This window comes from Rudaea sp. 3F27F6, from assembly GCF_005503555.1.
GTDB lineage: Bacteria > Pseudomonadota > Gammaproteobacteria > Xanthomonadales > Rhodanobacteraceae > Rudaea.
In genome coordinates, this window is record NZ_SCNG01000005.1 from 380,213 (window position 1) to 392,650 (window position 12,438).

Here is a 12,438-nt window from a genome sequence, read left to right on the forward strand (position 1 = left end):
AAGTATTCATTGAGGCCCAAATCGATCTGGGTCATGCGCGCTGAACCCTTTCCTTAGTCGGAACGCACAACCATGAAAAACGTATTCTTTGGGTTGGCACTCAAATACGACGACGGCGTGCAGACTCAGGTCGCGATGAGCGGCAGCGGCACGATCGTGGAGGTGCACAAGTCGCAGGCGTTCGACAAGCTCTGGTATCACGTCGGCAGCATCGACAAGATGAACGTCAACTGGAGCCGCAGCGTCGAGTACGACAGCGGCGTGACGCCGAGCGTCGCCGTCAATCGCCAGAACAGGGTGGTCGAAGTGCACAAGTCCGAATGGAATTCGGGACTCTGGTACCGCGTCGGCACGGTCACCGGCACGCAGATTCATTGGGGAACGAGTCGTAAGTACGACTCGGGCGTCAGGCCCCGGGTCGCCATGAACGACGCCGGGGTCGTTGTCGAAGTCCACGAGTCGGAATGGAACTCGGGACTCTGGTACCACGTGGGCAGGCTCAACGGCGACTCGGTGAACTGGGCCGGCAGCCAGCGCTACGACAGCGGCGGCACGCCGAGCATCGCGATCAACAGTCACGGCATCGTGGTCGAAGTGCATAAGTCCGAATGGAACAACGGCCTGTGGTATCACGTGGGCCGCGTCAACGGCAATTCGATCAGTTGGGGGCCTTCGCTGCACTACGACACCGGCGCCTCTCCGTCGGTCGCGGTCACCGACGACGGCAACGTGATCGAAGTGCATCAGTCCCAGGCGGCCGGCACGCTCTGGCAGCGTTTCGGCAAGATCAACGGCGACCGCATCGACTGGGTCGGCGGCGCGGTCAATTTCGACGACGGCGCGACGCCCTCGGTCGCATGCGCGAGCAATATGGCAATCCAGACCCATCAGTCGGAGAACTTCGCCACGCTGTGGTCGTCGACTTCGCTGATCGTCGATCGTGCGAGCTGGATGCAGGACAACCTCGCCGCACTGCAGGACAAGACGCTGTCGACGCTGACCGTCGGCGCCTCGCACGACGCGGGCATGTATCTCGGCGACAGTTTCAATCTGTTCGGCAAGACCCAGGATCTCGATCTCCACGGCCAGCTCTCTAACGGCATCCGCTATTTCGATCTGCGCCCGCTCTGGGACGGTTCCGATTTCTACCTCTATCACGGCTCCGCACTCATCAAGGGGCCGAAGCTTTTCGTGGTGCTGGAAGACATCCGGCGTTTCCTTGAAGAGGGTCATCGCGAACTCGTCATCTTGAAGTTCTCGCACTACAAGGACATCGATGACGCGATTTACAAGAAGATGACGCAGATGATCCAGCACTATCTCGAGCGCTGGCTCTACAGGACCTTGCCCGAGGGCCAGCGTTTGGCCGACGTCAGCCTGGGCAGTTACCTGGCCCGCACCGCCACGGTCCTCGCCGTCTGCGACGGCGACTTCCCGGTAAGAAATCCGGCGAGGGGCATCTGGGTGTATCGCGACTGGGAATCGCCGACGGCGGCGCAGGGAGATCTGCGCGTGTTCGACCAATACGCGAACACCACCGACTACGAAAAGATGAAGAACGACCAGTTGACCAAGTTCGCCAACTACAACGGCAAATGCAAGGTCGATCCGAATCTGCCGTGCGACCAGTTCCTGCTGTCGTGGACGCTGACGCCGATCACCGCGGTCTGGCTGTACTCCAAGGAAGCGAACCGCAACCTCGGCGCGGTCATGGCCGGTTTGAAGGTGCCGAACCAGCACGACTGCATTCCCAACCTGCTCTACGTCGACTACGTCGAATATGCGCGGGCCACCGATGTCGCGATGTTCCAGAACAACGTCGCCCACTTCGGCACGTGAAGCGCAGGTCCGGGCGCGCAAGCGTGCCGGTTCGTTGAAGGTCCACCGACGGGAGAAGGTCATGGGTCAATTCGAGAGAAAGGCGGTTTCCGCAATCTGTTTCGGCGTTTCTCTGGCGTTCGCCGGCAGCGTTTCGGCCGGCACGTTTCCGGATTTCGGCTACGCGCCGCCGTCGACCGATTTCAAAGGTACGCTGTTCGAACTCAGCCAGAACTACCCGAAACAGCTACCCGCTGCGCCGCTGCCTGCGTTCTTCAAACTGCTGCCGAGCCCGCTCAGCAACAACTTCGAGACCTGGCGCACCTATACCGCCGCGGTCGGAAAGTACTGCCTGGAAGGCAACGTGGAAAACGACTGGGTCGTGCAGAAGAATCCGGTGCGGCACTGGTACCACGCGCCGTGGCAGCACTACGGGCCGCTCGGGCGCGAGGGCATCCACGGGCTGACCAAGGAAGCGCAGATCCAGACCAAGCAGCTCGCGCCGACCCAGGTGGCGACCGGACAGACCTATGCGGTCGGCATCTACAACGACGTCGGCGGCTATACCTTCGGTGAGGTCTGGAAGAATCCGCAGAATCCCGATCCTTCGTACACCACGACGCCGAAAAGCTTCCATGACGGCACCGTCGTCTGCAAGGCGTTGTTCGCCGACATCGATCTGGCGCAGGTGCCGTTCCTGGTCAACCCCGTTCTCTGGCGGGGCTATATCACCGACACGTTCCATTCGGCGAATCGCACGATCAAGAACGTCGCCCTGATCCAGATGGACTTCGCCGTGCGCGACTCGCGCATTCCGGGCACAGGCTGGATCTTCGGCACGTTCCAATACAACGGCGCGATGACCGGCAAGCCCGGCTGGGACAACTTGGTGCCGGTCGGCGTGCAGTGGGGCAACGATCCCGAAGACACCGGCGACAGCTACACCAACAAGCAGCCCGTGGTCACCAAGATCAATCCGGATCTCAAGCAGACCGCGATCAATGCCAACACCAAGGAACTGCCGCCGACACATCTGGGCTGGAACGGTCGCCTCGACGGCCCCGTCGACAACCCGGTCAGCGCCTGTATGAGCTGTCACTTGACCGCCGAGAGTCCGCAGTTGTCACCGATGAATCCGACCTTCCAGGCACCCGAAAAAGTGCCGCCGGTCGGTTCGAAGGAATGGATGCGCTGGTTCCAGAACCTCATGGCGGGCACGCCGTTCGACGCGGCGGCGCTGAGCACCGACTACAGCCTGCAGCTCGCCGGCGGCATCGCCAATTTCTACGAATGGAAGTGCGACCAGGGCGGCGTCTTCGTCAACGGAGGCAACGCCTGCCAGCAAGCCAACACGCAGCTCAAGCTGCGCAAGGCGGCCACACCGCAGCAGCCGAAGATCTACAAGATCGAGCGCGATCCGGTCCTCGAGCAGCTGCAATGAACCGACTCCGCACGCTTCGGCTCCGTCAGGGGGGCTGGGCTGAGTGGCGCGGAACTTCGGGACGGGGGGCGGCCGGTGCGGAAACGCGCCGGTCGCCCGCCGAACTTCAGCAAGTCGATCCTGCCGCGTAGTGCTGGTCTTCGCGCGTCGTCAGCGCGACTTCGAGGCACAGGCGCATCGCGGCAGTCATCGTTGCCAACGGCAGGCTCGGCGCACCGGAGTGCTTCGTCGCCTGCTCGGGCAGAAAGGGCACATGGATAAAACCGCCGCGCACTTTCCGGCGCGCGCGCGATAGGCGGTGCATAAGGCCGTAGAACACGTGGTTGCAGACGAAGGCCCCGGCGGTCTGCGACAGCGAGGCGGGAATCCGCGCCGCGCGCAGCGCACTGAGCATCGCTTTGACCGGCAGAGTGGAAAAGTACGCATTTGCCGCATTTTCCACAATGCGCACATCGACCGGTTGCTCGCCGGCATTGTCGGGAATGCGCGCATCGATCAGATTGACCGCGATACGTTCGAGCGAAATGCCGTCACGCCCGCCGGCCTGGCCCAGGGCAATCACAAGCGCGGGGCGATGTTTGCGCAGCAGCACATCGAGCGCCGGTAGCGAACGTGCGAATTCGGTCGGCAGCATGGCGCCGACGACTTTGTGTCCGGCGATCGTCTCGCCGTCGAGCGAACGCGCGATTTCGAGCGAGGGATTCGACGTCTCGCCGTCGAACGGATCGAAGCCGGTCAGCAGCGCGACCGGCGCCGCGGTTTTGCCTTTCGTGGATTTCATCGGAAGATCAGTACCGCCATCAGGATCACGTTGACGACCAGCAGGACGAGTGCGGTCGGCGTCTGCGCGCGGATCACCGCATACTGGTCGCGCAGTTCGAGCAACACCGCCGGCACGATATTGAAATTCGCCGCCATCGGCGTGAGCAGCGTACCGCAATAGCCGGTCAACATGCCGAGCGAGCCGAGCACGGCCGGCGCGGCCCCGTGCTTGTGGATCAGCAGCGGCAGGCCGATGCCGGCCATCATCACCGGGAACGCGGCGAACGCGTTGCCCATGATCATCGCGAACAGGACCATGCCGAAGGCGAACGCGAGCAGGCAGGCGAGCGCCGAGTCGGTCGGAATGAACATGCCGACGATCGAGGCGACCGCATCGCCGACGCCGGTCGCCGCGAACACGCTGCCGAGCGTGGCGAGCACCATCGGCAGAAGGGCGACGCAGCCGAGCGTATCGAGCAGGCGGCGGCCTTCGGCGAGCGCTTGCGATGCGGGTGCGCGCGTCGTGCGCAGCGCGGCGGCCGCGGCGATCACGCAGGCCAGGGCGAGCGAAACGAGGGTCGCCTGCGCCGGTTCGACGAGCGGTGAGCCGTGCCAGGGGATATGCGGCAGGGCGAGCACGAACACGATCGTTGCGAACGGAATCGTCAGCGCCGGCAGGAACAGCTTGTTGCCGAGACGCGTGGCGGAGTCGCGCCGCTCCGTTTCGGTCGAGCCTTGCTTCTGCATCGTGCCGCTGGCCGCGAGCAGGCCGAGCGCGATCACGCCGACGCCCATCAACTGCGCCGGCCAGCGCGTATGCGCCACACTCGCGGCCTGGATCGCATCGCCGAAGACGAAAGCGCAAGCGAGCACGGCCCAGAACGCGCCCATCGACCAGCGCCGCTCGCGCAGGTTGTAGATCGCGCAGAGCGCGAGGAAGGCGCCGATCAGCCAGTAAACGTATTGGAGCTTGATCACGCGGCGTCACCTCGTGTCGGCTGATTTTGCGATCCTCTCCTATCGCGCGAATCATGCGACGGGTTTTTCCGCCGTTGCCGGTCGACGAGAGTGCGCTGCACCCAGCAGATGCGCAGCGCGTGGATCACGAAGGCGGCGATCGCCGTGGGCAAGGCCCACAGTGCGATCGCGAGCGGATCGAGCTGAATACCGTTGCGCGCATAGAAGCCCTGGATCAGCAGCACCGCACCGAAGGCGAGAAAAACGTCTTCGCCGAAAAAGCGGCCGACGTTATCGGTCGCCGCGGCAAGTGCGTGCACGCGTTCGCGTTCGTCGGCGTCGAGTTCGATGCCGTCGTTCTTGGCCGCGGCCTCACTCATCGGCGCGATCAGCGGGCGCACGGTTTGTGCGTGGCCGGCAAGGTCGAACAGACCGAGCATCGAGAGCAACTGGCGCGCGCCGAGATAGGCGATCAGCAGGCGCGCGAGCGAGAGTTTGCGGAATGAGGCGATCCATGCCTGCGCGCGCTCGCGCAGACCGTAGCGTTCGAGCAGGCCGATCGCGGGCAGCGTGAGCACGAACAGCAGCAGGGCGCGATTGCTGACGAAGGAGTCGCCGATCAGCGCGAGCAGGTCGTCGAAGCCCATACCCGCGGCAAGCGCGCTCGCCACGCCCGCGGCGATCACGACGAGCACCGGATTGCGCTTGAGCGCGAATCCGACGATGACGACGGCGACGCCGATTAACGGCCAGTAGTTCACTCTTATGTCCTCCCGTTTTATTACTTCGCTGGCAGCTGGGCTTGGGATTGCTGCTAAGCCCGTCATCAGTTTTTTTCTCTGCCCGTGATTTTCGAACAGATCGTTTTGTTCGTAGGAGCGCGATTCATTGTGCCCGGCTTTTGCTTTTTTGCTTGTCATTCCCGCATGCTCTTAGCGGGAATCCAGCGACTTTACTTTCGTTCTCTGTTGTTTAGAGCAAAGGCTTCCACTCGTCCTACGGACGAGCGGGTCACTTTCTTGTCTACAGCGACAAGAAAGTAACCAAAGAAACGCCGCCCCGGGAGCCGCGCCCTTCGCGCTACGCGCTTCGGGTCCGCGAGGCCATGCCGGGGTTTGCTTCGATGTACGTCCATGTACATTCGCAAACGCCGCGCGATCCCTCGCGCGGCCCCTGTGGGCTGATCCGTCATGGCCTCGCCGCGGCTGACGGGGATTTGGGATCACGAGCCGGAGCAAAGGCAAAGGGCATTGTTCGCTCTAGTTGTTTTTCTACGCGGCAATGCGGCCAATACCGACTCCGGCTTTGTTCAGTGCTTCGTTCAAGCGTTGCGCAAATGTCGCCGCGTCGGCGCGGTCGCCGTGAACACAGAGGGTGTCGGCGCGGATGTCGACGAGTTGATTGTCGCGTGTGTGTGCCTTTCCTTCCGTCGCGATTTGCACGGCCTGGGTGACGGCGGCGTCGACGTCGTGGATCACGGCGCCTTCTTCGCGACGCGGGGTGAGGGAGCCGTCTGCGCGGTAGCGGCGGTCGGCGAAGGCTTCGTGGGCGACGACGAGGCCGAGTTGTGCGCCCGCGTGCGGCAGAGCGCTGCCGGCGAGACCGACGAGAATCAGTTGCGGATCGAAATCGCGCACCGCGTTGGCGATCGCCTCGGCGAGCTTGGCGTCTTTCGCCGCCATGTTGTAGAGCGCGCCGTGCGGTTTGACGTGGTGCAGACGCAGGCCCTGCGCGCGCACGAAGGCGGCGAGTGCGCCGATCTGGTAGAGCGTCGCCGCGTGCGCTTCGACCGGAGAGATCGCCATCTCGCGCCGGCCGAAACCCTGCAGGTCGGGCAGGGACACGTGCGCACCGATCGCGACGCGATGTTCGGCGGCGAGGATCACGGTGCGCTGCATGGTCATGAAGTCGCCGGCATGAAAACCGCAGGCGATGTTGACCGAGCTGACCCAGGGCATCACGCCGGCGTCGTCGCCCATCGTCCAGGCGCCGAACGATTCGCCCATGTCGCAGTTGAGATCGATGACCATAGGATTAAGAATCTCTTTTGTCTCGGATCATGGGAATGAACATGGATTGCGAAACGGCAAATCGGTTTTGTCGGACTCGCTCATGTCTGTGCTGTTTTTATCCGTGTTCATCCGCGTAATTCGTGGCCAATGCTCTACCAGCTCTGACGCAAACGCCAATGCACATGTTCGGCGAGGCGCGCGAGCGCGTGCTCGCGCTCAAGATAGCGCATCTGTGCATCGGCAATGTCGGTCTCGGCGAAGCGCACGCGGTCGCCGGGTCTGCGCTGGGCGAGTCGCGGCAGGTCGATCGCGATGACCTGGGCGATGCGCGGATAACCGCCGGTCGGCGGCGCCTCGGCGGTCAGCGCGATCGGCACGCCGCCGGGCGGCAGTTGCACGGTTCCGGGCGCGACGCCTTCGGAGACGAGTTCGATCGGCGCAGCGAGTGCAATCGCTACGTCTTCAAGACGATAGCCGACGCGGTTCGAGTCGACGCCGATGCGGAATTCGGCGCCGAACAGGGCGCGCTGCGAATCGCCGTCGAGACGCTCGAAGTGCGTGCCGGCAATCGCGCGGATCGGGTGAGCGGTATCGACGTCGAACCAGGCGCGCGGATCGAGTGACCAGTTTGTCGAAAAGACATTCTGCTTGTCGGTGCCTTCGTCGACTGAAGCCGATTCGAGGCGTTTCCACAAATCGCCGCAAAGCGAACGCGGTGCCGGCGCGCACGCCAAGCTGTCGCCGGCAGCGAGTGGGCGCGGCAGCGGCCCGAGTCCGGCGTTGACGTCGCTCGCGCGGCTGCCGAGCACCGCGGGCAGGTGGATGCCGCCGGCGACTGCGAGGTACGCGCGCGCGCCGCGGCGCATGCCGCCGAGATTCAGTTCGCTGCCTGCGCGCAGCAGGACGGGCCGCCAGAGCGGCACGGTTTCACCGCCGCAGCGCGCGTCGATTTCCGCGCCGGCGAGGGCGATCAGCAGATCCGTTTTGCATTGCAGGCGCGGGCCGCGCAAAGTGATTTCGAGTGCGGCGGCGTCCTGTGCATTGCCGACCAGCAGGTTGGCAAGCCTGAGCGATACAGGATCCATCGCGCCGGCGGCGCCGACGCCGATCGCAGCGAATCCGTGGCGTCCGCCATCCTGCACGGTGCTGAGCAAGCCGGGCGAGAGAACGCGCAGGCTCATCGCGAGAAGCGTCTTGCTCGGCGGTGCGATGGGTGGCGGCCGGCGACGTTGTTTGCGGCACCGCGCGTACGGACCGGGATCGGCTTCGCGTCTGCACGAGATGCGGGCGGCGAGTTAACCATGTGCCTGCAGTCGGGCGAATTCGTCGGCGTCGATCGCGCGGAAACGCACGCGCCGTCCCGGCGTAAGCAGGGCGGCCGGGTCGCGCGAGGTGTCGAACAGAGTCAGCGGCGTGCGCCCGATGATCTGCCAGCCGCCCGGCAGTTCGCGCGGATAGATGCCGGTCTGCGCGCCGCCGATTGCGACCGAACCTGCCGGCACGCGCCTACGCGGGCTCGCGCGGCGCGGCGTGTGCAGGGCCGGATCGAGCCCGAGCAGATACGGAAAGCCCGGTGCGAAGCCGAGCATGGCGACGCGATAGTCGCCGGCGGCGTGGCGCGTGATGACGCCGGCCTCGTCGAGTCGCGCAAGCAGCGCGACCTCGCCGAGATCGGGGCCTTCGTCGCCGCCGTAGCAGACCGGAATTTCGACCGCGGAGTCTTCCGCCGCGATGGAGTCGTTCGCGGTCGCCGCAGAAGAAGAGCGCAGCAGCGCGAGCAGGCGTTCGGCGAGACGCTCGCCGGGCGGCAACGCGGATTCCGCATCGTTCCAGGCAAGCGGGTCGTAATGCACGGCGACGCTCGCGTAAGCCGGCACGATGTCGGTCACACCGGGCAGCGCGGCCGCGCGCACGGTCTCCGCCGCCGCATGGGTGCGCGCATTGAGTGCGGCGTCGATGCCGCTGCCGAGGCGCAACAGCAGGGCGCGATCGCCGAGCCATTCGATCCCGACGTCGCTCATCGAACGGCGTTGCCCGTGAGTTGCGCGAGCAGTTCCTTGCTGCGCGCGGAGAGCGCGTCGGTCGCGTAAGGCACACGTTCGCCGACGCCCCAGACCGGCTTCGGCCACGCGGCGTCGCCGGCGTGGCGCGCGACGACGTGCACGTGCAGTTGCGGCACGATGTTGCCGAGCGCGGCGACGTTGAGCTTGTCGGGCCGCACGACCGCGCGCAGCGCACGCGAGCAGACCTCTACTTCGTCGAGCAGACGATGCTGCTCGGCGTGCGCCAGATCGATCCAGTCGCGCGCGCCGTCGCGCCGCGGCACGAGGATCAGCCAAGGGAAACGCGCGTCGTCCATCAGCAGCACGCGTGACAGTTCGAGATCGAGCAGCGGGTGCGTATCCGCGGCCAGTTGCTTATGCAGCACGAATTCGGCGGTCATTGTGCGTCGCCGAGATGGCGGGCGAAGAAGGCGAGTGTGCGTTCAAGCGCGAGCGCGGCGCTGGCCGCGTCGTAGCTCGATGCGGTCGCATCGCGGTTGAAGGCGTGATCGGCGGGGTAGGTGTAGATTTCGAGTTCGCGCTGCGCAGCCGGCATCGTGTCGGCGAAATGCAGTTCGCTGCGATGGCGTGCGATCGCTTCGGGAGGAATCGATTTGTCGCGCTCGCCGAAATGGAAGATCGCCGCTGCGTGCAGCGGTTCGTGGAGGAAGTTCACATTGCGCGAGCCGTAATAGCTGACCGCGGGCAGGCCGAGACGCATTGCCGACAGCATCGCGACCGTGCCGCCCCAGCAATAGCCGACCACGCCGATCTTTCCGCTCGATGCAATCGACGCGGCGGCGCTGGCGACGTCTTCGAGCACGCGCTCGAACGGCGTCGCGGCGACGAGTTCGCGCGCGCGCGTCCAGCTTGCCGGATCGTAGTCGAGGGCGACGCCGTGTTCGATGTGATCGAAGAACGCCGGCGCGATGGCGACGTAGCCCTGCGCGGCGAAGCGATCGGCGACGCTGCGCATATGCGCATTGACACCGAAGATTTCCTGCACGACGACGAGGCCGCCCTTGGGCACGCCGTCCGGCCTGGCGACGTAAGCGCTGATGCACTGCGTGCGCGTGGTGCCGATCTGGATCGTTTCGCCCATCGTCTGTCCTGCTGCCGGTATCGCTGCAGCCTAAATCCCGGACAGGCAAAGTCAAGCGCGCTTGAAGCCCTGCACCTGGTTGCGCCCGGCCTGCTTCGCCGCATAGAGCGCGCGGTCGGCGGCGTCGATGAGTTGGTCGATCGCGTCGGCGTGCGGCATCCTGCCGAGCATTGCGGCGCCGATGCTGATCGTCGTCGGCGGATCGGTGCCGGCCATGCGTTCGGCGACCGCGCGGCGCAGGCGTTCGGCGAGGCTGGCGCTGGCGCGCTCGTCGCGATTCGGGAACGCGACGATGAATTCCTCGCCGCCGAAACGGCCGAACAGGCAGTCCTTGCCGAGTTCGTTGCGGATGATGCGCGCCGCCTTGATCAGGAAGCGGTCGCCGGCGAGGTGGCCGTAGCGGTCGTTGACCAGTTTGAAGTGATCGAAGTCGATCAGCAGCACGGTCAGGTCGTGGCGCCGCGATTTGCATTCGGCGAGCAGCTTGGCAAGCTCGCCGAGCATGTGCGAGCGGCTGTGCACGCCGGTCAGCGCGTCGGTGATCGTGGCCTGGTAGAGCGAGCGGGTCTGGCGTTCGAGCTGGTAGTTGGCCTGGGTCAGCGCCGAGTGCTGTTTGTCGAACAACTCGTTGCGCGCGGCCAGGGTCAGGTTGAGGCGTTTGAGACGGATCAGCAGGGTGACAAAGGTCGCCAGCATGATCAGCATGGCGGCCAGCGCGGCGATGCCGTAGTAGCGCTCCCAGCGGCCGCGCTCCAAACGCTCGCCCTGCAGTTCATTGGTGCGTTCGGCGAGTTCGAGCTGCTGTTCACTCTGCTCGCGCACCTTGCGTATCTCGATCGCCGCGAGCAGGCGCGAGGAACGCACGCCGAGCAGTTCCTCGCGCAGTGCGGCGTAGCGGTGGCCGAAATCGTGTGCGGTGGCCATGTCGTTTTCGGCTTCGGCGAGACGGTCGCGCAACTGGTAGGCCTGGGCGAGATAGGGTTTGAGGCCGGCGGAATTGAGCCGCGGCGAGACGTCGTCGAGCAGGCGATGCGTCTGCGCGGTATCGCCGTGCGACAGGGCGATCTCGGCCAGCGACAGTTCGCTGCGCGAGATCAGTTCGCGCTGGTCGATCTCGCGCCCGATCGTGAGCGCCGCGTCGAAATGCGGCGCTGCCTCGTCGGCACGGCGCAGGCCGAGCAGGGCGCGGCCGACTTCGAGATGCTCGAAGCCGATCGACGGACGATTGCCGAGCGCTTCGCCGATCGCGAGCGCCTCGCTCGCCGCGCTGAGCGCCGCGGTGTATTCGCGGTCGTCGTTGAGAAAGCCGGCGTAGGAACCTTGCACGGAGGCGTAGAACCCGGGCTGTGCGTAGCGCGTCGCCGCCTGCACGGCCTTGTTGAAATAGCCCTGCGTGGTCTGCCGGTCGTCGAGTTCGCGGTAGAGCAGGGCGACATTGCGGTAGGCGACGTCGAGGCGCACGTCGATGCGTTCGCGGATCGCGAGCGCCTGGAGGAAATAGTCGAGACACTGGGCGAATTCGCCGCGATCGCGCGCGACCGTGCCGAGGTTGGTCAGCGCGGCGGCTTCGCCGGCGCGGTCGCCGAGCTTGCGGCGCAGGGCGAGCGCCTTGGTCTGGTGCTCGAGCGCGGTGTCGACGCGCCCGCGACGGCGGTCGAGCACGCCCTGATATTCCTCGGCCGCGGCGGCAAGCCGGTCGTCGTGCGCCGACCGGGCGAGTTGGGCCAACTCGTCGCTGATCTGCTGCCCGTGCGCGTAGTCGCCGTTGGCGAGCACGGTTTCGATGCGCGCGATCAGTGCGGTGCCGTGTGCATGCGTGTCACCCGCAATCAGCGCGTCGTCGCCCATCGACCGCCATTCGCGGTTCGACAGCTCGTCGGAGGACAGGGCGGCATAGAGGAGGGCGAGGCGGCGCTCGGCCTCGATGCGGCCGCGCAGGCCGGCGATCTGATAGGCGATGCGCGGCAGCACGTGCAGGGTTTCGTCCATCCCTGCGGCAAGCTGCTTGGCGGTGGTGATCGCCTGCGCGCGCGGAAGCGCCTCGACGGCGCGAGTGACGTCGGCGGCGAAGAGCGCCGCGGCCGCGAACAGCAGCCGTCCCGTGTTGCCGATCGCGGCAAGCGAGAAGCGCGGCGCGGCGCGGAAACCGGCACGCCGAATCCAAATTGAGTCCATTCGCAATCGCCCCATGAGGGTTCCGGAAGCATCAAGCGGGAGAGGCGGAGGCGATCCGATCGCCGTTTTCCGCCCGTGGCTCGCCTGATGGAACGGATAACCGACCTAGGCGAAAAATTTCCCTAGTAT

The 12,438-nt window shown here is 65.4% G+C and carries 11 protein-coding genes; 2 read left to right on the forward strand and 9 right to left on the reverse strand.

All coding sequences use genetic code 11. The features are described 5' to 3' along the window. Positions 1 to 72: 72 nt before the first annotated feature. Entirely contained in the window at positions 73 to 1,839 is a 1,767-nt protein-coding gene (locus FFS30_RS19370; RefSeq protein WP_137914834.1) for a phosphatidylinositol-specific phospholipase C domain-containing protein, read from the forward strand. 61 nt (positions 1,840 to 1,900) lie between these two features. Further along, positions 1,901 to 3,259: a hypothetical protein gene (locus tag FFS30_RS19375; RefSeq protein ID WP_137914835.1), complete on the forward strand. Its 1,359-nt coding sequence runs from the start codon at positions 1,901 to 1,903 to the stop codon at positions 3,257 to 3,259. 106 nt (positions 3,260 to 3,365) lie between these two features. Here the strand turns inward: FFS30_RS19375 and pcp are convergent, their stop codons facing one another. From pcp to FFS30_RS19420, 9 genes are all read right to left on the reverse strand, one after another. Next, entirely contained in the window at positions 3,366 to 4,040 is a 675-nt protein-coding gene (pcp, locus tag FFS30_RS19380; RefSeq protein ID WP_137914836.1) for a pyroglutamyl-peptidase I, read from the reverse strand. Then, positions 4,037 to 4,999 carry a DUF979 family protein gene (locus FFS30_RS19385; RefSeq protein WP_137914837.1) on the reverse strand — a complete coding sequence of 321 codons (963 nt, stop codon included), beginning with the start codon at positions 4,997 to 4,999 and terminating at the stop codon, positions 4,037 to 4,039. The genes pcp and FFS30_RS19385 overlap by 4 nt, the downstream gene beginning before the upstream one ends. Beyond that, positions 4,996 to 5,739, reverse strand: a complete 744-nt coding sequence (locus tag FFS30_RS19390) for a DUF969 domain-containing protein (protein WP_137914838.1) — start codon at positions 5,737 to 5,739, stop codon at positions 4,996 to 4,998. Before FFS30_RS19390 ends, FFS30_RS19385 begins: the two co-directional genes overlap by 4 nt. A 510-nt stretch (positions 5,740 to 6,249) precedes the next feature. After that, the gene (locus FFS30_RS19395) at positions 6,250 to 7,008 is read right to left on the reverse strand and encodes a 5-oxoprolinase subunit PxpA (protein ID WP_137914839.1); all 759 of its coding nucleotides are present in this window, start codon (positions 7,006 to 7,008) and stop codon (positions 6,250 to 6,252) included. 134 nt (positions 7,009 to 7,142) lie between these two features. Next, positions 7,143 to 8,171 (reverse strand): biotin-dependent carboxyltransferase family protein, encoded by a 1,029-nt coding sequence (locus FFS30_RS19400; RefSeq protein ID WP_137914840.1) that lies wholly within the window; start codon positions 8,169 to 8,171, stop codon positions 7,143 to 7,145. Positions 8,172 to 8,285: 114 nt separating this feature from the next. Continuing rightward, a complete protein-coding gene (gene pxpB, locus FFS30_RS19405) occupies positions 8,286 to 9,011 on the reverse strand; it encodes a 5-oxoprolinase subunit PxpB (RefSeq protein WP_137914841.1) in 726 nt (241 codons plus the stop codon). Continuing rightward, positions 9,008 to 9,433, reverse strand: a complete 426-nt coding sequence (locus FFS30_RS19410) for an HIT domain-containing protein (protein ID WP_137914842.1) — start codon at positions 9,431 to 9,433, stop codon at positions 9,008 to 9,010. Before FFS30_RS19410 ends, pxpB begins: the two co-directional genes overlap by 4 nt. After that, a complete protein-coding gene (locus tag FFS30_RS19415; protein ID WP_137914843.1) occupies positions 9,430 to 10,134 on the reverse strand; it encodes a dienelactone hydrolase family protein in 705 nt (234 codons plus the stop codon). The genes FFS30_RS19410 and FFS30_RS19415 overlap by 4 nt, the downstream gene beginning before the upstream one ends. Positions 10,135 to 10,185: 51 nt before the next feature. Then, on the reverse strand, positions 10,186 to 12,309 hold the full coding sequence (locus tag FFS30_RS19420; protein WP_137914844.1) for a tetratricopeptide repeat-containing diguanylate cyclase: 2,124 nt from the start codon (positions 12,307 to 12,309) through the stop codon (positions 10,186 to 10,188). Between the last annotated feature and the right edge of the window lie 129 nt (positions 12,310 to 12,438).